Source organism: Longispora sp. NPDC051575 (genome assembly GCF_040681875.1).
Classification (GTDB): domain Bacteria; phylum Actinomycetota; class Actinomycetes; order Mycobacteriales; family Micromonosporaceae; genus Longispora.
Map to the genome: position 1 here is coordinate 390014 of NZ_JBFAZP010000001.1, position 22873 is coordinate 412886.

Sequence of the window (22873 nt, forward strand, 5' to 3'; positions counted from 1 at the left end):
GGGGCATGGCTATACTGGGAAGTTCGTGCAACAAAAAAGAACCGCGTCAAAAGCGGTTCTGGCCATGACGGTACCAAACAAGGAGTTCGCTTGTCAACTGCCGCCGACTTCCGTGAGGAGCAGGACTACCTGTCCATGCTCTACGGCCAGCTCGACACCCTGCGCGCCCAGGCGCAGGACCGGCTGGCCACCGCCCTGCACTACACGCCCGGCGGCACGCCGCAGAACCGCTCCGAACGCGACTCCGCGAGCGTCCTCTACACCGACCAGGTCGTCGAGTTCGGCGCGCTGGAGCACGGCCTGTGCTTCGGCCGCCTCGACCTCGACGACGGCACCGTCCGGCACATCGGCCGGATCGGCCTGTTCGACGCCGGGGGCGAGCACGCGCAGCTCCTGATGGACTGGCGCGCCCCGGCGGCCCGCTCGTTCTACCTGGCCACGGCCGCCGCGCCCGACGGGGTCCGCCGCCGCCGGCACATCCGCACCCAGGGCCGCTGGGTCACCGAACTCGACGACGAGGTCCTGGACCTGGCCGAGGCCGCCCGCGAGGACACCGAGGTCGGCATCGCCAGCGAGGCGGCCCTGTTCGCGGCGCTCGACGCCCGGCGGACCGGCCGGATGCGCGACATCGTGGAGACCATCCAGGCCGAGCAGGACGTGATCATCCGCTCCGACATGGGCGGGGTGCTCGTCGTGCAGGGCGGCCCCGGCACCGGCAAGACGGCCGTCGCCCTGCACCGGGCCGCGTACCTGCTCTACACGCACCGCGAACAGCTGTCCCGGCACGGCGTACTGATCATCGGGCCGAACCCGACGTTCCTGCGGTACATCTCCCAGGTGCTGCCGTCGCTGGCGGAGACGGGCGTGCTGCTGCGTACCCCCGGCGGCCTGTTCCCCGGCGTGACCGCCACGGCGGCCGAACCGGCGCACGTCGCCGAGGTGAAGGGCCGGCTCGTGCTGGCCGAGGTGCTGGCCGGGGCGGTCGCCGACCGGCAGCGCGTCCCCGACGAGCCGATCGAACTGACCTACGACCGCGAACCGCTCTGGCTGGACCCGGTCACCTGCGACCGGGCCCGGACCCGCGCCCTGGGCACCGGCCGCCCGCACAACCTGGCCCGCGCGGTGTTCACCGACGACGTCCTCGACGCCCTGGTCCGCCAGGCCGCCGACCGGATCGGCGCGGACCCGCTGGGCGGCGACAACCTGCTCGGCCCCGCCGACCTGGTCGAGATCCGCGAGGAGCTGGCCGCCGACCCGGAGGTGGCCGCGACCCTCGAGGAGCTGTGGCCGGACCTGACCCCCGAACGCCTGCTCGCCGAGTTCTACGCCGACCGCGACCGGATCGACATCGCGGCCGGCGACCTGCTCACCCCCTCGGAGCGGCTGTCGCTGTACCGGCCCGGCGGCGGCTGGACCCCGGCCGACGTCCCGCTGCTGGACGAGGCCGCCGAGCTGCTCGGCGAGGAGGAGGTCGTCGAGGTCGCCGGCCCGGCGGTCGACGCCGACTATGCCGAGGGCGTGCTCGACATCGCACTCGGCTCCCGGTCCATCGACCTGGAGGACGAACTCGACCCGGAACTCCTCCTCGCCGCCGACGTCGTCAACGCGGGCCAGCTCGCCGAACGCCAGGAGGACGCCGAACGGCTCACCGCGGCCCAGCGCGCGGCGGCGGACCGGACCTGGGCGTTCGGGCACATCATCGTCGACGAGGCGCAGGAACTGTCCCCGATGACGTGGCGGCTCCTGATGCGCCGCAGCCCCAACCGGTCGATGACGCTCGTCGGCGACGTGGCCCAGACCGGCGACCTGGCCGGCACGGCCTCCTGGCAGGGCGCCCTCGGCGGGTACGTGGCCGAGCGCTGGCGGCTCGCCGAACTGACCGTCAGCTACCGCACCCCGGCGGAGATCATGGCCGTGGCCGCCGACGTCCTCGCCGAACTGGATCCCGCGTTGACCGCGCCGCGTCCGGTCCGGTCCGTCGGCGTCGAGCCGTGGGTGGAACAGACCGGGGACCTGGCGGGCCGGGTCGCGGCCCTGGTCGCCGAGGAGGGCGCGCACGGCCGGGTCGGGGTGATCGTGCCCGAGAGCCGGGTCGAGCTGCGGGCCGTCGGCGGCCGGGACCAGGTGCTGACCGTGCGCGACGCGAAGGGGCTGGAGTTCGACTCCGTGCTGATCGTGGATCCGCAGGCGATCCTGGACGAGTCGCCGCGCGGGCACAACGATCTGTACGTGGCGTTGACGCGGTCGACGCGGCGGCTCGGGGTGTTGTGCCCCGGGGAGGTGCCGGAGGTGCTGCGGGCGCTGAAGCCGCGCTGACCTGACCGGGGTCGGGGGTCCCACCCTCCGGCCCCCGGGCGGTCAGTCGCCGGTGGCGGTGGCCTGGGACCACACGCACCGCCACCGGCCGGCCGCCCCGTCGTGCCGGTAGCAGTCGAGGTGCCACGCGCTCAGCGCCCTGTACGGGCCGCCGTCGATGGCGATCTCGATCGCGGACCGGTACCGCACGACCGCGACGCCGTCGCCGGCGAGCACCTGGATCGGCGTCACGGCCTCGAATCTGCGGTAGTCGATCGAGCCGTCGGCGACGCCTCCGAGGTAGAACGCCCTGTCCCACTCGCCGCCGCCCGGATTGACCAGCAGGAAGTCCTCGGCATGCAGCTCGTCCAGGAGCACGGTGTCGGCCGCCACCAGCGCGGCGAGCCGCCGCCGTTCCTGCTCTCCCAGCCGGTCCGCGTCGATCGTGTCCCCCGTGGTGTCAGCCATCCGGCAACCCTATCCCCGCCGCCCCGGGGCGCGCCCGGATCGGGAAATGTCGGTACTGTGGCGGCCATGGTCACGGTCTGGATCGGCGGCGGCACCGGCTCGGGGAAGACGACACTGACCCGGATCCTCGCCGGTCGCCACGGCCTGCGGGTGTTCCCCCTGGACGCGTTCTGGCACAGCCACGAGGCCCGGTTGCCGGAACCGGAGCGCAGCCCCGACGACCAGTGGCTCGGGCTGACCCCGGTGGAGCAGGCGGCCGAGTTCGAGGCGCTGGCCCGCAAGCGCTGGCCGCTGGTGCTCGCCGACCTGGCGGCGCTGCCGGCGTCGCCGCCCGTGGTCGTCGAGGGCCCGCAGGTGCTGCCGGACCTGGTGCCGGACGGCGACGCGGCCGTGTTCCTAGTCTCCACGGCGCCGTTCCAACGCTCGGTGCTGGAGCGTCGACCGCTTCCGCCCACCGCCGACGCCCACCGGGCACTGGAGAACCGGATCGAGAAGGACCGGCGCTACGGAGAACGGGTCGCCGCCCTGGCCGCCGCGCGCGGCTTTCCCGTCGTGACGGTCGACGGCACCCTTCCGGTCGAGGAGATCCTGGCCGCCGTCGAGGGGGTGCTGCCGGGGATCGTCGGGCTCGACGTGGAACCGGCGGACCTCCGGGCGGCGCGGCGCTGGGAGAACGGCGTGGTGGCGGACAACATCCGCACCTGGCTGGGCACGGCGCACGTCCCGCCGGTGGCCCCGACCGGCTACCCGTTCGCGTGCGAGTGCGGCGCGCGGGGCTGCGATGCCCAGGTGGTCCTGCCGCTGGCCAGCTACGAGGCCGCGACGCGCCTCGTCGCCCCGGGGCACTGACGTCACCGTGCCGAGCGGAAGGCCCGGGGTCTGACGCACCGGGCAGCCCCGGCCCGGGACGGAGCATTGCGGACGGTGACAGATACTCCACAAGAGGTGACGGGTGTGAGTCACTCGCTATCCCGGCCGGAGCGGGGTGTGTATGCTCCTGCTCGCCAACGGTACGCCCCCTCCCGCACGGCGGTGGGCGTGGCAACAGGGAACCCGGTGTGAATCCGGGACTGCCCCGCAGCGGTATGTGGGAACGACCGCCGTCAACAGCACTGGGACGCCACGTCCTGGGAAGCGGCGGCCACTAGGCAGCGTCTGTCGGCGCACCGCCCACGAGTCCGAATATCTGCCGTCGGTGCACGCGCCCAACGCGCGTGCCGGTTCCGGGTCTCGTGGGAGGGGCCTCGCCGACGCCGTGCCGCGCCCTGGGCCGGTCCACGCGTGGTCTCCCGCCGACCCGGCTTGCGTCGGATCTCGCGAGGGAGAGCGGCAATGCGGATAGGCAGTAGAGGCAGACTTCTGGTGGCCGTGCTCGGCCTGGCCCTGGGGGCCTCGGCCTGCACGGGTACGTCGACGGACAAGCCGGTCGACGGCAAGGTCACGACGTTGACGATCGCGACGAGCTTCGCGGTCAAGGATCTCGATCCGCTGGAGAGCGGGTTCTGGGCGCCGGAGTTCGGGTTCGGCGCGCTGCTGATGAAGCCGGTCGCAGGGGGCAAGCTGGTCCCGTGGCTGCTGGAGTCGGCACCGGCCCAGGCGGGTCCGACGACGTGGACCCTGAAGCTGCGGCCGAATCTGACCTTCCAGAACGGCAAGCCGCTCGACGGGGCCGCGCTGGCCGCCGCGATGACGTTCAGCCTGACCGACAACAGTTCGGTGAAGCCGATGTTGCCGGGGGCCACCGCGAAGGCGGACGGGCCGTTGACGGTCACGCTGACCACGGCCAAGCCGACGTCGTACGTGCCGAGTCTGCTCGCCCACGAGTCGATGTTCCCGATCTTCGACCACGCCGGGTACCTGCCGGTGAAGGGGAAGCCGGCCGAGCTGATCGCGGCGAGGATCTGGTCGGGGCCGTACACGGTCACCGGGCTGACCTCGGAGGCGATGACGATGACGCCGACCCCCGGGTACACGGTGTCGACGCCGAAACTGGAGAAGTTGACCGTCCGGTTCATCCCCGACGCGCAGGCCCGGATCCTGGCCGTGCAGCACGGGGAGGCGGACCTGGCGCTGTACCCGCCGACGTCCGCCGCCCGGGAACTGCAGGGTCGGGCCGACGCGGTGTTCCTCAACCAGGCCGCCGGTACCGCCGCCGAGGGTTTCCAGTTGGTCCTCAACCCGCGCACCGGCCCGCTGGCCGAGGTGGAGGTCCGTAGGGCGCTGTCGCACGCGATCGACTACGGCCAGCTCGCCACCCAGGTGATGAACGGGCTGTACGACACGTCGGTCGGCTTCTACCCGGCGTTCCTGCCGTACGCGGCCAGGAACCAGACCTTCGACCAGGCGAGGGCGAACACGCTGCTCGACGCGGCCGGCTGGGCGAAGGCGGCCGACGGCACGCGGGCGAAGGCCGGCAAACCGTTGGCGTTCACGCTGCTCACGTACCCGCAGCAGCCGGACTCGAAGACCGTCGCGGTGGCGGTGCAGGCGCAGTTGAAGACCGTCGGGTTCACGGTCGAGGTCCGCCAGATCGACGACGTGACCGCCACGGTGAAGCAGCCGGCCGGCTGGGACGCGGCGGTGATGGGCAACGGGGCGATCGACTGGACCCAGACCGACCCGGTGACCCCGATCATCGCGAACTTCACCCCGGGCGGGGACAACAACTACGGCGGGGTCGACGATCCGGAGCTGACCCGGCTCGCGGCGCAGTTGGCGGAGACGTTCGACCCGGCTGCCAGGGACACGTTGATGGCCCGGGTGCAGCAGATCGTGATCGAGGAGAAGGTGTACAGCCTGTACCTGGCCCTCAAGCGGGTACCCGTGGTGGCCTCGCCGAAGCTGCGCGGCTACGCGGTACCGCCCGTGGCCCTACTGTGGGTCGACGCGTACTGATGCGGCACACGGTCCTGCGCCGGATCGGCCAGGCCGTGCTGACCCTGCTGGTCGGCAGCGTCCTGGTCTGGGCGCTGCTGGCCCTGGCGCCGGGCGATCCGGCGCACCGGGTCCTCACGGCCAACGGGGTCGCCCATCCGACCGAGGAACAGGTGCGGGCCAAGCGGGTCGAGCTCGGGCTGACCGGCGATCCGGTGACCCGGTACGGCCGCTGGCTGGCCGGCGCGGCGCGCGGCGACTTCGGCACGTCCTGGGCCACGAGCCGGCCGGTGGCCGACGAGCTGGGTCAGCGGCTGCCGGCCACGGTGCGGCTCACCGTCGTCGCGGTCGGACTGTCGCTGGCGGCGGCCCTGCTGCTGGGCACGGTCGCCGCCGTCACCGCGGGCCGGTGGCCGGACGCCGCGATCCGGCTGCTGTCCTCGGCGGTGCTGGTCCTGCCCGGGTTCGTGGTCGGGCTCGCGCTGCTGCACGTCGTGGTGCTGCGGCTGGGGCACTTCCAGATCATCACGGACGGGAGCTGGGCGACGGTGGGGCTGCCGGCGCTCACCCTGTCCCTGGGGACCGCCGCCGCGTGGTCGCGGCTGCTGCGCGCCGAGCTGTTGCGGGCCGGGGGCGCGCCGCACGTGGAGGTGGCCACGGCGCGGGGTGCGCGCAGGTGGCGGCTGCTGGTGGTGCACGACCTGCCGGGGGCGCTGGTGCCGTTCCTGACCGTGGTCGGGACCGGGGTGGCCGCGCTGCTCGGCGGGGCGCCGATCGTGGAGACCGTGTTCACGTGGCCGGGGGTCGGCCGGTACGCGGTGCAGGCGATCACGGCGCGGGACCTGCCGGTGGTGCAGGCGTACACCCTGCTGGCGATCGCCGTGTATGTCGCGGTGTCGCTGGTGGTGGACCTGGTCGCCGTCGCCGTGGATCCGCGCCTGGCCCGGGCGGGTGCGCGGTGAGGCCGGCGGCTTCGCCGCTGTCCCGGGCGGGTGGTCGGCGGTGACCCGGGGCATGTGGACCGGCGTCGGGATCGCGGTGGCCGTCGTCGCCCTCGCCGTCGCGGGCCCGGGCCTACTCGGGGTGGACCCCGACCTGCCCGACTACGCCCGCCAATTGACCCCGCCCGGCGCGGACCACTGGCTCGGTACGGACCAGTCCGGCCGCGACCAGCTGGCCCGGACGCTGGCCGGCCTGGGGAAGTCCCTCCAGGCGGTACTCGTCGTGTTCGCTCTCACCACGGCCATCGGGATCACCGTCGGCGGCCTGGCCGGCTACCTGGGCGGGGTCGTCGACGCCGTGGTCGGCCGGGTGATCGACGCGCTGCTCGGCCTGCCGTCGCAGATCGTCGCGCTCGCGGTCGTGGGCGCCCTCGGCGTCGGCTCCACGCATCTGATCCTGGCGATCGTCGCGTCCGGTTGGGCGTATCCGGCCCGGATCGCGCGCGGGGCCGTGCTGGGCAGCGACCGCCGGTTGGACGTGACCGCCGCGCGGCTGGCGGGCATCGGGAGGATCCGGATCCTGTTCGGCCACGTGCTGCCCGGGGCGACGACGACGGTGCTGGTCGCGGCCACGACGACGGTCGGCGAGACCACCCTGACCCTGGCGGGCCTGTCGTTCCTCGGCCTGGGCGCCCAGCCGCCGACCGCCGAGCTCGGCCAACTGCTCGCCGACAGCCAGGGCTCCCTGGTGAGTTCGCCGTGGCTGCTGATCGGCCCCACCGTGCTGATCGCCGCGATGGTCGCGTCCGCGATGCTGATCAGCGACGCCCTCCGCGACGCCGTCGACCCGCGACCGCGCCCCGCCCGCCCCCGCCGCAACCCCAAGGTCACGACCACACAGGACATTTCGGGGGTACTGAGCGCCACGGACCTCGTCGTCACCTACCCCGACGGCACCCGGGCCGTGCGCGGCGTCTCGTTGACGGTCGCCGCCGGTGAGTGCGTGGCCGTCGTCGGCGAGTCCGGGTGCGGGAAGACGACCCTGGCCCGCAGTGTCCTCGGCCTGCTGCCCGCCGGGGCCACGCTCGCCGGCACCCTGGCCGTCGACGGCACCGACGTGGCCGGCCTCGACCGGCGGGGCCTGCGCCGGCTCCGGGGCCGGGTGGTCGGCTACGTGGCCCAGGACCCGTACGCGGCCTGCGATCCGTTGCGGTCCGTCGGGCACCACGTCGGCGAGGCGTGGCGGCACCACGGCCGGCGGCCACCGCGCGGGGAGGTGGTCCGGCGGGTCGACGCGCTCGGGATCGCCGACGCCGCGGACCGGCTCACCGAACGGCCGTACCGCTGGTCGGGGGGCATGTTGCAGCGGGCCACCATCGCGGCGGCCGGCGCGCACCAGCCGGTACTGACCATCGCCGACGAGCCGACCAGCGCCCTCGACGCGCACCTCGCCGACGACATCCTCGGCACCCTGCGCGCCTCCTGCAGGTCGCTGCTGCTGATCAGCCACGACCTGCGCCTCGTCGCCCGGCACGCCGACCGGATCGTCATCATGTACGCCGGCCGGATCGTCGAGACCGGCCCCACCGCCGAGCTGCTGGGCAACCCGCGGCACCCGTACACCCGCGCGCTGCTGGCCGCCACCCCGCGACCCGGCGGCGACCCGGTGACCGCGTTGCCCGGCACTCCCCCGGCTCTGCGGGGCGAGCCGGGCCCGGGCTGCGCCTTCGCGGACCGGTGCGCCCGGGTCACCGACGGGTGCCGGGACCGCGAGCCGGTACTCGTCGGCGGGGTCGCCTGTTGGGAGGAATCGTGACCGCCGTCGTGACCGCCGTGGACGTCACCCGGGGCTACCCGACCCGCCACGGCCGGATCCGCGCCGTCGACCGGGTCAGCGTCACCGTCGCGCCCGGCGAGATCCTCGGGATCAGCGGACCGTCGGGCTCCGGCAAGTCGACGCTGCTGCGCCTCCTGGCCGGGATCGAACGGCCGGACAGCGGCACCGTCCACTACGCCGGCCAGCCCGCGTGGCGCCGGTCCCGGGCGGCCGGCTACCCGCGCCCCGGTTACGTGATGCCGATCTTCCAGGACCCGCACGCGAGCCTCGACCCGCGCTGGCCGATCTGGCGCAGCCTCACCGAACCGCTGACCGCCCCGGGCCGGCCCCGGACGGACGGCGCCGGGCTGCGCGCCGTCGCCGCCGAGTGGCTCGAAAGGGCCCGGCTCGGGCACCTCGACCCCACGGCGCGGCCCGGGCAGCTGTCCGGCGGACAGTGCCAGCGGATCGCGATCGTCCGCGCCCTCGTCGCCGGTCCCGCGCTCGTCGTCGCCGACGAGCCGACCGCACGGCAGGACGTGATCACCGCCGCCGCCATCACCGAACTGCTGGCCGAGGCGGCCGGCCACGGCACCGCGCTCGTGGTCGTCAGCCACGACACCGTCTGGCTCGACACCCTCGCCCACCGCACCCACCGGATGGACCCGTGACCGCCGTACCCCGCGAAGAGCTCTTCGACGTTCTGGCCGCGATCGCGGTGGTGCCCAGGTACACCCTGCGCACCGGACCGGACGGGCCCGGCTGGAGCACCGTGCGGCAGCTGTGCGCCGCCGACGCGACCACCGACCGGCTGATCGACACCGTGGCCCGCCGCTTCGCGATCGGCACGCCCCGGGTCGCCGGCTCGTTCACCATCTTCGGCTACGCCTCGCGCCTGCTGGGCCCGGTCGTCGCGGCGCTCGCCACCCGGGGCGTGCTGCTCGACGTGCGCCCGGACCGGGTCCGCTGGCGCTACGAGCCGACGGACGGCTTCCAGTTCCTGCTCACGGAGCCGGCCGGCAGCCGCCCCCTGGACGACCGGGACGTCGGACGGTGGTGGGCCGACCTGATCGACGGCCACCTCGGCCCGGTGGTCGACGCGGTCCGCGCGCGGGCGCCCGGGGCGGCCGGCATGCTGTGGGGCAACGTCGCCGCCTCGGTCGCGGGGGCGCTGGACACCGTCGCCCGGACCGGCCCGACCCCGGTGGTGGACTGCGGGCCGCTCCTGGACCACGGGCCGCTCGCCGGTGCGGGGACGTTCACGGCGCACCGGGGGCGGAGCTTCTACGTCCGGCGCAGCTGCTGCCTGCACTACCAGATCCCGGCGGGCGGCAAGTGCGGCGACTGCGCGCTGCTCAGACCCGCCGAGCTGCGCGTGCGGTGGGACGCCGCCCTGGAGGCGTGACGGCAACGGCCGGAAAAGGGTTGGCGCCACGGCGGTCGGGCACTGAGACTGGCCCCATGACAGCCCTCCCCGCCGGACACACCCTCGGTCGGCCCACCCCGCACGACGTGGCCGACATCCTGGTGATGCTGCACGCCAGCGACATCGCCTCGATCGGCGCGCCCGAGTTCGACGAGTCCCAGGTCCGCGAGATCCTCACCGCCCCGGACTTCGACCCGGCCCTCGACGCCTGGCTGGTCCGGGACCCCGACGGCCGGGTGGTCTGCCTCGGCTACCTGGAGCCGGAGGAGAACTCGGTGTTCTGCGAGGTGTACCGGCACCCCGACTCCGTCGGCGACGCCCACCGCCCGGTGCTGGACCTGCTGCTGGCCCGGTGCGCGGAGCGGGCCCGGGCCGCCGGGCACCCGGAGCTGGTGGTCCGCGCTGGCGGGGTGCCGGGCACCGAGGAGTGGTGGCTCGCGGCCCTGGCCGGGGCGGGCTTCGCGTTCGAGTACCAGAGCGCGCGGATGAGCCGGGCGCTGACCGGGGCGGAACAGGCGCCCACCCCGCCGGCCGGGGTGGTCGTCCGGCCGATGGCCAGCGGGGAGCTGGAGGAGTTCCACGCGGTCATGGTCGAGGCGTTCGCGAGCGCCCGGCGGCCGTACGCGGCGGACGACTCCGGGCAGTGGGACGACTGCCTGGTCTGCGAGGTCGACGGCGAGTGGGCCGCCGCGCTGCGCTCCACCGACCAGCGGGCCGACCGGGACGAGGGCTGGGTGAAGCTGCTCGGCGTGCGCCCGGCGCACCGGGGCCGGGGGCTGGGCCGCCTGCTACTGGAGACGGCGTTCGCCGGGCACGCGGCGCGCGGCCGGACCGCCACCGGGCTGGGCGTGGACACCTCCAACCCGACCGGCGCGTACCAGCTGTACCAGTCGGTCGGGATGACCACCGCCTACGCCGCGAACATCTGCCAGCTCACCGTCCGGGTCTGACCCCGCTGCCCGTGCCGGCCGGCAGCGTGGGCACAGATCAGCGCAGGTCCTGGTCGGCGAGCCTGGCCCGCAGCTCGTGGGCCTCGACGACGCCCATCTCCGTGTAGGCCCGCAGCGCCCGGTCCCAGTGCGGCCGGGCGCGGGCCGGCTGGCCGAGGGCATGCCGGGCGTGCCCGATGCCCTCGTGCGCCTGGGCCTGCTCCATGAGGCCGCCGGTCCGCTCCGCGATCTCCAGGGCGGCGGTGTGCCGGTCCAGCGCGGCCCCGGCCTCGCCCCGCCGCAGGTGCGCGGAGCCCAGGCCGTTGAGGGACTGGGCCTGGAGGTTGCGTTCGCCGATCTCGCGGCCGAGCGCGAGGGCCTCCTCGTGGTGGGCGATAGCCTCGTCGTAGGCGCCCAGTCGTTCGTGGACGGTGCCCAGTCCGCTGAGCGACTGCCCCTCGGAGGCCCGGTTGCCGATCTCGGCGTGCAGCCGGCGGGCCTGGCGGAAGTGGTGCGCGGCCTCGGGGTAGCGGGCCAGCCGGCCGTAGACGACGCCCAGGTTGTTGAGGGTGCCGCCCTCGTCGCGGCGGTCACCCCGGGCCCGGTGCAGGTCCAGGGACTGGTGCAGGTACTCCAACGCCCGGTCGAACTGGCCGCCGCGCTGGTGGACGATGCCCAGTCCGGCGAGCGCCGCGCCCTCGGCCCGCTGGTTGCCGGCCTCCCGGCCGAGAACGAGGGCCTCGCGCCAGGCGGCGGCGGCCCGGTCCAGGTCGCCCAGCCGCCCGTGCGCGGTGCCGAGGTTGACCAGCCCGCCGGCCTGGCTGTACCGGTCCCCGGCGGAGCGCCGCAGGTCCGCGGCGCGCAGCAGCTGGGCCAGCGCCTGGTCGAGCTCGCCGCGCTGCCCGTGCAGCTCGCCGGTGACCTCCAGCGCCAGGGCCTCGCCGGCGCCGTCGCCGAGTTCCGCGTACCCGGCGGCGGCGCGGCGCAGGTGCTCCAGCGCGGTGGCGTAGTGGCCGAGCTGGAGGTGCGCGTGCCCGAGGTCGTGCAGCGCGCGGGCGTGTCCGGCCGGGTCGTTCGCGGTGGCCTCCACCGCCAGGGTGTGCAGCCGGACCCCGTCGCCGTAGTGGGCGTGGGTCTGGAGGTAGCCGGTCAGCACCGGGGAGAGCCGGTGGTCCAGGGCCGCCGCCGTGATCAGGTTGGCCCGCTCCGCGTCGAGCCAGGCCCGGGCGGCGGCCGCGAGCGCCGGGGCCGGGGCTGTGGCCGGGGCCGGCTGGCACGGGACTGCGGCCGGGGCCGGTTGAGCCGGGACTGAGGCCGGGTCCGGGGCCTGCCGGGCCGGGGCTGACCCGTCCGGGGCCGGGCCGCCGTTCCGGGTCGCGCGGAGCCGGAGGTCCGCGTCGCGGACGGCTGCGGTGGCGGCGGCCAGGTAGTGGGCGGCCAGCCGGGCCAGTGCCACGGCGCGCTCCCCCGGGACGTCGGCGGTGGCACGTTCGGCGGCGTACACCCGCAGCAGGTCGTGGAAGGTGTAGCGGCCGGGCTCGGCGGTCTGGACCAGGTGCGCGTCGACCAGGGTCTCCAGCGCGCGCTCGGCGTCCGGTTCGGCCAGGCCCAGCAGGGCGGCGGCCGCCGGCAGGGCCAGATCGGCGCCCCGCCACCAGCCGAGGTACCCGAACGCGTGGGCGGCCACCCGTTCGGCCGGGCTGCCGGCGGCGAGCGTGCGGTGGCTGACCTCGAAGCTGGCCCGGACGGCGAGGTCGCCGGTGGCCAGCTGGTCGAGGACGCCACGGGCCTCGGTGAGCCGGTCGGCGAGCGTGCGCAGGCTCCAGCCCGGCCTGGCCGCGAGGCGGGCGGCGGCGATCCTGACGGCCAGGGGCAACCCGGCGCAGACCGCGAGGATCTCCGTCGTGGCGCGCTGGTCGCTGTCCGCCCGGTCGGTGCCGACGATCGCGGCGAACAGCGCGCCGGCATCGGTGTCGCCGAGGACGTCCAGGTCGATCCGGGTGGCGCCGGCCAGGCCGGACAGCCGGTTGCGGCTGGTGACGAGGACCGCGCCGGTGGGGGTGCCGGGCAGCAGGGGCCGGACCTGGGCGTCGTCGTACGCGTCGTCCAGTACCACCAGGATCCGGCGGTCGGCGAGCAGGCTGCGGTACCGGGCGGCCCGCTCCTCCAGCCCGGCGGGCAGCTGCCGCTCCGGCGTCCCCAGGTCCCGCAGGAACCGGCCGAGGACGTCCGCGGCGGGCACGGGTCGGCCACCGGGTTCGGAGAGGCCGGCGTGCAGCTGGCCGTCGGGGAACCGGGCCCGGAGCCGGTGTCCCAGGTGTACCGCCAGGGTGGTCTTCCCGACCCCGCCCATGCCGGACACCACCGCCACGAACGGCGCCCCGCAGGCCGAGGCGAGGCCGTCGGTCAGCCGGTCGAGTACGCCGGAGCGGCCGGTGAAGTCGCCGATGTCGGCGGGGAGCTGGGCCGGTGGCGGGGTGGCCGGGGCCGGGGTCGCGGCGGGCTCGTCGAGCGCGGCGGCGTGCGCCCCGCGCAGGTCCGGGCCGGGCTCGACGCCCAGCTCGGTGGCCAGGGTCCGCCGGGCGTCCTCGTACGCGGTGAGCGCCTCGGCGCGCCGCCCGGTCCGGTGCAGCGCGGTGACGAGCAGGGCCCGGCCGTGCTCGCGCAGCGGATGGGCGAGCACGAAGGAACGCAGGTCGTCGATCACGAGGTGGTGCCGGCTCAGGGCCAGCTCGGCGGCCAGTTGGCGTTCCCGCGCCTCGACGAGCTGCTCGTCCAGCGGGGGCGCGCACTCCCGGTGCAGGGTCTCCGAGGCGATGTCGGCGAAGGTCTGGCCGCGCCGGAGGGCGGTCAGCTGGCGGAGGAACCCGACCTCCCCTTCGACGTCGCCGGTCGCGGCGGCCCGGTCGGCGGCGGTCCGCAGGTCGCGGAGCCGGTGCACGTCGACCGCCTCCGGCGGCAGGGCCAGGAGGTAGCCGGGCGTCCGGGTGACCAGGACGTGCGGGCCGAGGAGCCGGCGCAGCCGCATGACGAGCGCCTGGAGGACGCTCCGCGCGGTGGCGGGCGGCCGGCCGTCCCAGACGAGGTCGATCAGCTGCTCGGCGCTGACCACCTCGGGGATCCGGAGCGCGAGGGCGGCGAGCACGGTGCGCTGCTTGGCGGAGGTGACCGCGATCCGGCGGCCGCCGTCGCGGATGTCCAGCGGGCCGAGCAGGCCGATCTCCATGTCGTCTCCGATGTCACGCCGGGCTGTTCCGGACCTTTGGGGTACGCCCGGTCGGTCCTTTCGAAATTGTGCTGTTCGGGACCCCCGTGTCCGTAGTCCCGACGGTCCAGTGTGGGCCAGATCTCGTACCGGTCCGCCGTCCGGTCGGGCGCGATGACAGCGCGGTGACAGCGGCGTGGGCCAGTCTCGTGCCGCCCCGGTCGCCACGCTCCACTGTGCACCGGGGGCCTGGATCGTCCAGGTGTCAGAACTCTGGAAGGAGCGTCATGACCAGGTTGATGACGAGGTTCGGCGACCGCCTGCTGGGTCGCCTGCTGCCCTCGAGCACCGCGGGTGCCTGCGTGCCCTCGCACGGGGACTACTGCGGCTGCTACTGCGTACCCCTCGGTGGCGGGCTCTGGCGGTGCAGCAAGGCCTACCAGAACTGCGGCGGGCACTGCACCACCGAAGGGGCGCCCTGCTAGCACCCGGAAGCCGGGGTGGCGCCGGCGACGGGGTCGCGGCGCCACCCCTCCCCCACTGACGGAAAGGGACACCGATGGAATCTCTGCTGTCGGCGGCCGTGCTGGTCCTGGCCGCGATCGTGCTGCTCAACCTGGTGCTGACCCTCGCGGTGATCCGCCGGCTGCGCGACGGCGCCACCGCCGGGCCCGCCGCCCCGGGGGTCGGCGACGTGGTACCGGACTTCGCCGCCACCATGACCGACGGGGCGACCCTCACCCACCGCGACCTGCTCACCGGGCCGGCGACGGTCGTGTTCGCGCTGCCGGGCTGCGCCCCGTGCACGAGGACGCTGGCCGCGCTGCCCGGGGCCGAGCCGACGTTCGTGTTCGTGATGGGCGAGCCGGGTGATCCGGAGACCGGGGCGGTGCTCGCCAAGGTCCCGTTCTTCGCCCGCGCCGGGGTCACTCCGATGGACGGACCGGTCGGGCGCGCCTTCGGGGTGGCCCTGTTCCCGACGACGCTGCGGATCGCGGACGGCGTGATCCGGGACGTGGACAACGGCGTCGCGGCCGGGGCCGGGGTGTGAGCGGGCGGGCCGTGCGGGCCGCCCTGCTCACGGGCTGGGCGGCGGCCGGGATCCGCGGGGTGGCGGTCCTGGCGGTCGGTGCGGCGGTCAGCGGCCTGCCGGTCCTGGCCGCCTGGGCCGGGAAGCTGCTCATCGACGGGCTGAACGGGCCGGCCCGCCCGGCATCGGAGCTCGCCTGGCTGGCCGCCGCGGCCGCCCTGCTCGGGGGTGCGGCGGCCGGCGCGGGGTACCTGACCGGCTACCTGACCGCCTGGTTGCGGACCCGGATCGGCCTGCACGTCGAGCAGCGGCTCTACCGGGCGGCCAGCGGACTGCGCGGCCTGCGGGTACTGGAGGACCCGGCGTTCCAGGACCGGTTCCGGCTGGCCGAGGGCACGGCGCAGCACGCACCGGGCGCCTGCGTGGCCTTCCTGCTCACGTCGGTCAGGGCCGTCCTGGGTTCCGCCGGCTTCCTCGTCCTGGTGCTGGCGGTGTGGCCGCCGATGGCCGTCATGCTGGCGCTGGCCGCCGTCCCGCACCTGCTCGCCCAGTGGGGCATGGCGCGGCGGTTCGCCCGGACGGCGGAGGAGACGATGACCGCCCGCCGGTCCCGGTTCATGTACCAGGGGTTGCAGACCGAGCTGGCCGGGGCGGCCGAGCACCGGCTGTACGGGCTCGGCGACCTGTTCCACGCCCGGATGACGAGGGCGTCGCTGGAGGTCAGCGGGGCGGATCTGCGGGTCCAGCGGAGGATGACGCTGACCCAGGGCGGGCTGGCCCTGCTCAGCGCCGTGACCCTCGCGGCGGGCTCGGCGGCCGTGGTGTTCCGCGCGGCGGGCGGCCACCTGACGGCCGGCGACGTGGTGCTGTTCCTGAGCGCGGTCGCCGGGTTGCAGGCGGCGGTCTCCGGGGTCGGTACCCAGCTCGCGGACGCCGCGCAGGCGGTGCGGCTGTTCCGGCACTACCTGGACGTCGTGGACGCCCCACCGGACCTGGTGGACGGCACGGGGACCCCGGACCCGTTGCGCCGGTCCGTGGAGTTCCGCGACGTGTGGTTCCGTTACGACGCCGACGGCCCGTGGGTGCTGCGCGGCCTGAACCTGACGATCCCCGCCGGCCGGGCGACCGGACTGGCCGGGGTGAACGGCGCCGGCAAGAGCACCCTGATCAGCCTGCTGTGCCGGCTGTACGACCCCGAGCGCGGGGAGATCCGCTGGGACGGCACGGACATCCGGACGTACGCGATCGACGGTCTGCGCGGCCGGATCGGGGTGACCTTCCAGGACTTCATGGCCTACGACCTGACCGTCGCGGAGAACATCGGCGTCGGCGACGTCGCCCGGCTCGACGACCGGCCGGCGATCGAACGCGCGGCCGGGCTGGCGGGTGCGGCGACGACCATCGAGGGACTACGGGACGGGTACCGGACCCTGCTCAGCCGGATCTTCGTCGGCGAGACCGGCGACGGCCGGGGCGTGGCCCTGTCCGGCGGCCAGCGGCAACGGGTGGCGCTCGCCCGGTCCCTGATGCGCGACGACGCCGACCTGCTGATCCTCGACGAGCCGAACTCCGGCCTCGACGCGGTCAGCGAGCACCAGATCCACGAGATCCTGCGCCGGCACCGGTCCGGGCGCACGAGCCTGCTCGTCTCGCACCGGCTGAACACGCTCCGGGAGGCCGACCGGATCGTGGTGCTGGAGGCGGGCCGGGTCATCGAGGAGGGCACCCACCCGGAACTGGTCGACGCGGGTGGCCGGTACGCCGAACTCTTCGCCCTCCAGGCCGCCGGCTACGCGGAGACCGCCGCGTGAGCGCCGTGGCCCTGGTTCTCCCCGTCCGGTCGGCACCCGCCGGGCCCACCGCGACACGGGCCGGTGTCGGGTCCGGTTGCGTGGTCGGATTCCGGATCAGCCGGTGGGGCGACCTGGCGCACCTGGTGGCCGGCCGGTGATCTGGCTCGGGGCGCTCCTCGTCCTCGCCGGCGCGGGCCTCGCGGGCGCCCGGCTGCGGTACCGGGTGGTCACGGTCGTCGGGTCGAGCATGACCCCCACCTTCCACGACGGCGACCGGCTCCTCGTCCGCCGCACCCGCACCGTGCGACGGGGAACGCCGCTGGTCTTCGCGCCGCCGGGCCGGCCGCGCCCCGGTGACCCGCCCTGGCTCGTCAAGCGGGCCACCGCCACGCCCGGCGACCCGGTGCCGCCGGAGATGGCCGCTGTGGTGCGGCACCCCGTGGTGCCGGTCGGGTACCTGGCGGTGCTGGGCGACAACCCGCACAGCCTCGACTCGAGACGCTTCGGCCTGGTGCCTGTGGCCGCGGTGCTCGGCGTGGTCGTCCGCCGCCTGGCTGCCGGCGACCCGGTGTGAGGTCCGCGCCGGGCCGGTCGCAGCGAGGTCCCGCCGCCTACGGACGGCATGGTCACGTCCTGGGCCGGAATGCGTCGCGGGGCGCGGACCGGGTGGTCCGCGCCCCGCGACGCGGAGGGTTACTGCTGGGTCCGGCCTTCGTGCGAGGCGCTGATCAGTAGGAGTAGATCAGCTTGGCGCCGTTGACCGCGACCACCGACAGACCCGAGGTGGCGGTGACGCCGGTCCACTGGTTGATCCACGAGTTCGCGCTGCTGGCCTCGTTGATCCGGCCGTTGGCGTCGATCGAGTAGATGAACTTGGTGCCGTTGATCGCGACCACCGACAGGTTCGAGGTGGCGGTCGCCGTGGCGCCCGTCCACAGGTTGCTCCAGGAGTTCGCGCTGCTGGCCTCGTTGATCCGGCCGTTGGCGTCGATCGAGTAGATCAGCTTGGTGCCGTTGACCGCGACCACGGAGAGCTTCGAGGCGGCAGGCACGGTGACGCCGGTCCACTGGTTGATCCACGAATTCGCGCTGCTCGCCTCGTTCACCCGGCCGTTGGCGTCGATCGAGTAGATGAACTTGGTGCCGTTGATCGCGACCACCGACAGGTTCGAGCCCGGAGCCGCGGTGACCCCGGTCCACTGGTTGATCCACGAATTCGCGCTGCTGGCCTCATTGACCCGGCCGTTGGCGTCGATCGAGTAGATCAGCTTGGTGCCGTTGACCGCCACCACCGAGAGGTTCGAGGTGACAGGCACGGTGACGCCGGTCCACTGGTTGATCCACGAGTTCGCGCTGCTCGCCTCGTTCACCCGGCCGTTGGCGTCCACGGAGTAGATCAGTTTGGTGCCGTTGACCTCGACCACGGACAGGCCGGAGGCGCCGGTGGCGCCGGTCCACTGGTTGATCCACGAGTTCGCGCTGCTCGCCTCGTTGATCCGGCGAGTGGAGACCCCGGCGTCGTCCACGATCTTGTTGTACCGGCGGGCGACGTAGTTGCCGTTGGGGTGCCCGTCGAGTTCGGCGGCGTTGATCGAGACGTGGTTGATCTTCCGCACCGGGCTGGAGCCGAAGCTGTAGTAGGAGAAGTAGGTGTGGTCGGCTTCCCAGGCGTTGAATATGAAGACGTGGTTGGCGGCGTCGTTGAGGATGTCGCCGGGTTTGAGGTCGGCGCGGGGGATTTCGTAGGAGATGGCGGAGAGGTTGCCGGTCCAGTGGTGTGAGCCGGTGTGCCAGGCCATGTCGACGTATCCGGAGCAGTCGCGGCGGTAACTGCGGTCGCCGGTCGGGCCGGGGGAGAACTCCGACTGGCTGTAGGGGCCGGGTTGGTGGTCGACCCAGTACTGGGCGCGTTCGATGACCTCGGAGCGGGTGATGTTCCCGTCGATGCTGGAGGTGAACGCGGCCTGGGCGGGAGCCGAGGCGACGATCAGGGAACCGACGGCCACGGCCGAGACGGCGACGGCTCCGATGACACGGCGCAGCAGAGTGGTACTCATGGTGAAGGGTGTCCTTTGTGTTGGTGTGGAGTTATCAGGAGGTGCAGCCGGCGAGGTTCGCCGCGAGGTGGTCGGGGACGTAGCCGGCGCAGAAGCCGGATGACCCGAGGTTGAGGGGACGCCAGGTCGTGCTGGCGGAGTCGTAGCCGAACGCGATCCGGGAGGGCTGGTGCTCCCCGTCGGGGACCGTCGCGGCCACGGCGAACTTCTCGTGGCACGAGACCTTGTGCAGCGCCGCCGGGCTCGCGGCCCGGGTGTAGATGTCGCTGCCCTTGGCCTTCAACGCGGTCATCAGCGCGTCCGCCGTCACCGGGCAGCCGGTGCCGGACGCCGCCGGGACCGTCGACTGTGGATTCGGGACCGTCGCGGTGGCGGTGGCGGTGGCCGTCGGCGCGGAGCCGGCGGTCGTGGCCGGGAGACCGGCGACGGAGGCGGTGGGCGCCGGCGCCGGACTGGCCGCGGGCTTGTCCGTGACGCCGCAGGCGGTCAGCGTGAACGCCATTCCGACGCCGACGAAGAGGACTAGTTTCTTCATGTTTCGTATGCCTTCATGACAGACTCCACCCGTGTACGTAATTGTTGGCTTTTAGAAGTTTCGCTCCGATGTGGTGCGTTCTTCCGATGTGGTGAACTCTGCCAGCGGTCCCGGGTGGAGTCACTACCGTGCGGCTGGCACCAACGTGCACGGCATTTTGGTGCCAGCAAGGACTTCGGCCGAATAGCCCGCTAATCGGCCGGTTCTACCAGCTACAAACATGGTCAATTCGGCGACGACCACGAGGCTGGGGACCCACGCGGGAGCAGAGCCGGAAAGCACCGGACGACGAGCACCGGGAACAATTCGGTCAGCGTCTTGTCAGGATCGAGGGCCGTCGCTACGCTCCATTGGTTAGGTAGCCTACCTATCTAACGCCGCCCCTCAGGAGGCATCGTGGACTCCCCCTCGAAACACCCCACCACCCGCGCCCGGCTGCGACTCCCCCTCGCCGCCGCGGTCGCCGTGGTCCTCGCCGGGACCGGCATCGTCGCCGGTTCCCCCACCCGTGCCGACGCGCACCCCTCCGCCGTGCTCGCGGTCCCCTCCGCGCCCGGCAGCAGTACCGCGATCCCCGGTTTCCTGCTCCAGTCCTCGGCGAAGACGTCGGGCACCGGGGCGCAGATCTCCCAGCCCGGGTACGACACCGCCGGCTGGTACCCCGTGAGCGCCCGGTCGACCGTGCTCGCCGGGCTGCTGCAGAACAACAAGTACCCGGATCCGTTCTTCTCGACGAACATGAAGAACATCCCGACGGCGGACTTCCAGGTGCCCTGGTGGTACCGGGCCGACCTGACCGTCACCGACACGGCCACGCGCACCTACGTGGACCTGTCGGGCGTGCTGTCCCGGGCGGACATCTTCGTCAACGGCACCCAGGTGGCGACCAGCACCCAGGTGGTGGGCGCGTACACCCAGCACGAGTTCGACCTGACCGCGCTCGTGCGGGCCGGGACGAACAGCGTCGCGATCCGGGTGTACCCGAACGATCCCAACAAGGACCTGTCCATGGGCTGGATCGACTGGGCCCAGACCCCGCCCGACAAGAACATGGGCATCGTCCGCGACGTGCGCGTGCACCGGGGCGGGCCGGTCGCGCTGCGCGGCGGGCACGTCGTCACCACCCTGAACGCGGCGCTGACCCGGGCCGACCTGACCGTCAAGGCCGAGGTGCGCAACGACTCCAACGCCGCCGTCAGTACGACCGTGGCCGGGAACGTGGCGGGCACGGCGCTGACCCAGACCGTGGCGCTGAACGCGCACGAGACGAAGACGGTCACGTTCGGGCAGGTCACCGTGAACAACCCGGGGCTGTGGTGGCCGGCCGGGATGGGCGCGCAGACCCTCAACGACCTGGACCTGACCGCCAGCGTCGGGGGCACCGTCTCCGACACGTACCAGGAGAAATTCGGTATCCGCGAGGTCAAGGCGCCCTTGGACGCCAGTGGGCACCGGCGCTACAGCGTCAACGGGAAGCCGATCCTGATCAAAGGCGGTGGCTGGTCCCCCGACCTGTTCCTGCGCTGGGACGCGGGCGCCGCCGAGGACAAGCTGCGCTACGTGCTCGACCTCGGGCTGAACACGGTGCGCCTGGAAGGGCACATCGAGCCGGACGAGTTCTTCGCCATGACCGACCGGATGGGCATCCTGACCCTGCCGGGCTGGGAGTGTTGCGACAAGTGGGAGGGCGAGGTCAACGGCGGCGAGCCGGGCGACAAGTGGACGGCCGCCGACTACGTGACCGCGAAGCTGTCCATGACCGCCGAGGCGCGCCGGCTGCGCGACCACCCGAGCGTCATCTCGTTCCTGATCGGCAGCGACTTCGCCCCGTCGGCGACGATCGAGAAGAACTACGTGGACGCCCTCACCGCCGCCGACTGGCCGACCCCGATCGTGGCGGCGGCCGCCGAGCGGTCCGCGCCGATCACGGGCGCGTCCGGGATGAAGATGCCCGGGCCGTACGACTGGGTGCCGCCGGGCTACTGGTACAACAAGCGCGAGGGCGGGGCCTTCGGGTTCGCGTCCGAGACGAGCGCGGGGCCGGACGTGCCGACCCTGGACACGCTGCGCCGGATGATGACGTCCGCCGAGCTGGACACGCTGTGGAAGAACTACAACGCGACCCAGTACCACCGGTCGCAGTCGGCCACCTTCGGCACCCTGAAGATCTTCGACAACGCGATCACGGGGCGGTACGGGGCGCCGACCAGCCTCGACGACTACGTGCGCAAGGCGCAGCTGGCCCAGTACGAGAACACCCGGGCGCAGTTCGAGTCGTTCGGGCGCAACTACACCGATGCGTCCAACCCGTCGACGGGCGTCGTCTACTGGATGCTCAACAGCCCGTGGACGTCCCTGCACTGGCAGCTGTTCGACTACTACATGGACCAGGGCGGCTCCTACTACGGGGCGAAGAAGGCCGGGGAGCCGCTGCACGTGCAGTACTCCTATGACAACCGGCAGGTCGTGGTGGTCAACTCCCAGCCGGGGGCCGCGTCGGGGCTGACCGTGAAGGTGGACCTGTTCAACCCGGACGGCACGAACAAGTTCTCCCAGACGGCGACCGGGCTGACCGCCCCGGGCGGCGGCGGGAAGGCCACGGCGCTCACCGTGCCGGCGTCGGTGTCGGGGCTGTCGAGCACCTACCTGGCCCGGTTGCTGCTGACCGACGCCGCCGGGCGCGAAGTCAGCCGCAACGTGTACTGGCTGTCCACCAAGGACGACGTCATCGACTGGTCCAAGAACGACTGGTACTACGTCCCCACCAGCTCCTACGCCGACCTCAAGGGCCTCAACGGCATGGCGCAGGCGCCGGTGTCGGCGACCGCGTCGTCGGTGGCCAGCGGGGCGGACACGGTCACGTCGGTGACGCTGAGGAACACCGGGACGGCGAAGACCCCCGCGTTCTACCTCGACGCGCACCTGGTCGGGGCGGGCGGCAAGCCGGTGCTGCCGGTGCGCTGGTCCGACAACGCGGTGAGCCTGTGGCCGGGCGAGCAGGTCACCCTGACGGCGACCTACCGGACGGCCGATCTGCAGGGGGCCGCGCCGAAGGTCCGGGTGTCCGGGTGGAACAGCGCCACCCAGACGGTGCCGGCGGGCGGCGGTTCCACCGTGGTCCGGGCCGAGGCGGAGGACGCGGCGCTGGCCCAGGCCACGGTCGCCAGCAACCACCTCGGCTACTCCGGCACCGGGTTCGTGGACTACACGAACGTCGTCGGTGGCTCGGTGACCTGGACCGTCCCGGCGGGCACCACCACCCTCACCCTGCGCTACGCCAACGGGACGGCCGTCAACCGCCCGATGGACATCACCGTCGACGGGACGGTGGTCGCCAGCGGCGTGGCCTTCGGCGGCACCGGCTCCTGGGACACCTGGACGACCGTCACCCTGACCGTGCCGGCGACCACCGGCACCAGCACCGTGCGCGCGACCGCGACCACGGCCAACGGCGGTCCGAACGTGGACTTCCTCGAAACCTCCTGACCCCCCGCACATTTCTGG

The 22873-nt window shown here is 73.6% G+C and carries 17 protein-coding genes and 1 riboswitch; of the genes, 13 read left to right on the plus strand and 4 right to left on the minus strand.

What is annotated here, in order from left to right; genetic code table 11:
• Window positions 1-135 precede the first annotated feature (135 nt).
• Window positions 136-2316, plus strand: coding sequence for an ATP-binding domain-containing protein (locus AB0M43_RS01645; RefSeq protein ID WP_363720924.1), 2181 nt, complete (start codon window positions 136-138; stop codon window positions 2314-2316).
• A 42-nt stretch (window positions 2317-2358) separates the two neighbouring features.
• Here the strand turns inward: AB0M43_RS01645 and AB0M43_RS01650 are convergent, their stop codons facing one another.
• Complete coding sequence (locus tag AB0M43_RS01650; protein WP_363720121.1) at window positions 2359-2763, minus strand: nuclear transport factor 2 family protein; 405 nt, start codon at window positions 2761-2763, stop codon at window positions 2359-2361.
• Window positions 2764-2829: 66 nt separating this feature from the next.
• Between AB0M43_RS01650 and AB0M43_RS01655 the strand changes: the two genes are divergently transcribed.
• From AB0M43_RS01655 to AB0M43_RS01685, 7 genes are all read left to right on the plus strand, one after another.
• The gene (locus AB0M43_RS01655) at window positions 2830-3612 is read left to right on the plus strand and encodes a hypothetical protein (RefSeq protein ID WP_363720123.1); all 783 of its coding nucleotides are present in this window, start codon (window positions 2830-2832) and stop codon (window positions 3610-3612) included.
• Window positions 3613-3754: 142 nt separating this feature from the next.
• Window positions 3755-3972: riboswitch (cobalamin riboswitch) on the plus strand.
• A 123-nt stretch (window positions 3973-4095) separates the two neighbouring features.
• The gene (locus tag AB0M43_RS01660; protein ID WP_363720125.1) at window positions 4096-5658 is read left to right on the plus strand and encodes an ABC transporter substrate-binding protein; all 1563 of its coding nucleotides are present in this window, start codon (window positions 4096-4098) and stop codon (window positions 5656-5658) included.
• Window positions 5658-6599: an ABC transporter permease gene (locus AB0M43_RS01665; RefSeq protein ID WP_363720127.1), complete on the plus strand. Its 942-nt coding sequence runs from the start codon at window positions 5658-5660 to the stop codon at window positions 6597-6599. The genes AB0M43_RS01660 and AB0M43_RS01665 overlap by 1 nt, the downstream gene beginning before the upstream one ends.
• Before the next feature lie 40 nt (window positions 6600-6639).
• Window positions 6640-8394 (plus strand): dipeptide/oligopeptide/nickel ABC transporter permease/ATP-binding protein, encoded by a 1755-nt coding sequence (locus tag AB0M43_RS01670; RefSeq protein ID WP_363720129.1) that lies wholly within the window; start codon window positions 6640-6642, stop codon window positions 8392-8394.
• Entirely contained in the window at window positions 8391-9065 is a 675-nt protein-coding gene (locus AB0M43_RS01675; RefSeq protein WP_363720131.1) for an ATP-binding cassette domain-containing protein, read from the plus strand. Before AB0M43_RS01670 ends, AB0M43_RS01675 begins: the two co-directional genes overlap by 4 nt.
• Entirely contained in the window at window positions 9062-9799 is a 738-nt protein-coding gene (locus tag AB0M43_RS01680) for a (2Fe-2S)-binding protein (RefSeq protein WP_363720133.1), read from the plus strand. The genes AB0M43_RS01675 and AB0M43_RS01680 overlap by 4 nt, the downstream gene beginning before the upstream one ends.
• Window positions 9800-9855: 56 nt before the next feature.
• On the plus strand, window positions 9856-10770 hold the full coding sequence (locus tag AB0M43_RS01685; protein ID WP_363720135.1) for a GNAT family N-acetyltransferase: 915 nt from the start codon (window positions 9856-9858) through the stop codon (window positions 10768-10770).
• Window positions 10771-10807: 37 nt separating this feature from the next.
• On the opposite strand, the gene AB0M43_RS01690 is transcribed toward AB0M43_RS01685, so the two are convergent.
• Window positions 10808-13975 carry a tetratricopeptide repeat protein gene (locus tag AB0M43_RS01690; RefSeq protein ID WP_363720137.1) on the minus strand — a complete coding sequence of 1056 codons (3168 nt, stop codon included), beginning with the start codon at window positions 13973-13975 and terminating at the stop codon, window positions 10808-10810.
• A 266-nt stretch (window positions 13976-14241) separates the two neighbouring features.
• Between AB0M43_RS01690 and AB0M43_RS01695 the strand changes: the two genes are divergently transcribed.
• The 4 genes from AB0M43_RS01695 to AB0M43_RS01710 all read left to right on the plus strand — a co-directional run bounded on the left by AB0M43_RS01695 (window position 14242) and on the right by AB0M43_RS01710 (window position 17351).
• Window positions 14242-14439, plus strand: coding sequence for a hypothetical protein (locus tag AB0M43_RS01695; RefSeq protein ID WP_363720139.1), 198 nt, complete (start codon window positions 14242-14244; stop codon window positions 14437-14439).
• Window positions 14440-14513: 74 nt separating this feature from the next.
• Window positions 14514-15005, plus strand: a complete 492-nt coding sequence (locus tag AB0M43_RS01700; protein ID WP_363720141.1) for a hypothetical protein — start codon at window positions 14514-14516, stop codon at window positions 15003-15005.
• Complete coding sequence (locus AB0M43_RS01705) at window positions 15002-16795, plus strand: ABC transporter ATP-binding protein (protein WP_363720143.1); 1794 nt, start codon at window positions 15002-15004, stop codon at window positions 16793-16795. The genes AB0M43_RS01700 and AB0M43_RS01705 overlap by 4 nt, the downstream gene beginning before the upstream one ends.
• A gap of 136 nt (window positions 16796-16931) precedes the next feature.
• The gene (locus tag AB0M43_RS01710) at window positions 16932-17351 is read left to right on the plus strand and encodes a S26 family signal peptidase (RefSeq protein WP_363720145.1); all 420 of its coding nucleotides are present in this window, start codon (window positions 16932-16934) and stop codon (window positions 17349-17351) included.
• 154 nt (window positions 17352-17505) lie between these two features.
• On the opposite strand, the gene AB0M43_RS01715 is transcribed toward AB0M43_RS01710, so the two are convergent.
• Window positions 17506-18834: a hypothetical protein gene (locus AB0M43_RS01715; protein WP_363720147.1), complete on the minus strand. Its 1329-nt coding sequence runs from the start codon at window positions 18832-18834 to the stop codon at window positions 17506-17508.
• A gap of 34 nt (window positions 18835-18868) precedes the next feature.
• A complete protein-coding gene (locus AB0M43_RS01720; protein ID WP_363720149.1) occupies window positions 18869-19369 on the minus strand; it encodes a hypothetical protein in 501 nt (166 codons plus the stop codon).
• Between the two features lie 396 nt (window positions 19370-19765).
• Between AB0M43_RS01720 and AB0M43_RS01725 the strand changes: the two genes are divergently transcribed.
• The gene (locus AB0M43_RS01725) at window positions 19766-22855 is read left to right on the plus strand and encodes a carbohydrate-binding protein (RefSeq protein ID WP_363720151.1); all 3090 of its coding nucleotides are present in this window, start codon (window positions 19766-19768) and stop codon (window positions 22853-22855) included.
• The last annotated feature ends 18 nt before the right edge of the window (window positions 22856-22873 follow it).

What these genes read in the sequence shown, in the direction of transcription:
- AB0M43_RS01645 (WP_363720924.1), top strand. Translation starts at nt 136, where the DNA reads ATGCTCTACGGCCAGCTCGACACCCTGCGCGCCCAGGCGCAGGACCGG.
- AB0M43_RS01650 (WP_363720121.1), bottom strand. Translation starts at nt 2,763, where the DNA reads ATGGCTGACACCACGGGGGACACGATCGACGCGGACCGGCTGGGAGAG.
- AB0M43_RS01655 (WP_363720123.1), top strand. Translation starts at nt 2,830, where the DNA reads ATGGTCACGGTCTGGATCGGCGGCGGCACCGGCTCGGGGAAGACGACA.
- AB0M43_RS01660 (WP_363720125.1), top strand. Translation starts at nt 4,096, where the DNA reads ATGCGGATAGGCAGTAGAGGCAGACTTCTGGTGGCCGTGCTCGGCCTG.
- AB0M43_RS01665 (WP_363720127.1), top strand. Translation starts at nt 5,658, where the DNA reads ATGCGGCACACGGTCCTGCGCCGGATCGGCCAGGCCGTGCTGACCCTG.
- AB0M43_RS01685 (WP_363720135.1), top strand. Translation starts at nt 9,856, where the DNA reads ATGACAGCCCTCCCCGCCGGACACACCCTCGGTCGGCCCACCCCGCAC.
- AB0M43_RS01690 (WP_363720137.1), bottom strand. Translation starts at nt 13,975, where the DNA reads ATGGAGATCGGCCTGCTCGGCCCGCTGGACATCCGCGACGGCGGCCGC.
- AB0M43_RS01695 (WP_363720139.1), top strand. Translation starts at nt 14,242, where the DNA reads ATGACCAGGTTGATGACGAGGTTCGGCGACCGCCTGCTGGGTCGCCTG.
- AB0M43_RS01700 (WP_363720141.1), top strand. Translation starts at nt 14,514, where the DNA reads ATGGAATCTCTGCTGTCGGCGGCCGTGCTGGTCCTGGCCGCGATCGTG.
- AB0M43_RS01715 (WP_363720147.1), bottom strand. Translation starts at nt 18,834, where the DNA reads ATGAGTACCACTCTGCTGCGCCGTGTCATCGGAGCCGTCGCCGTCTCG.
- AB0M43_RS01720 (WP_363720149.1), bottom strand. Translation starts at nt 19,369, where the DNA reads ATGAAGAAACTAGTCCTCTTCGTCGGCGTCGGAATGGCGTTCACGCTG.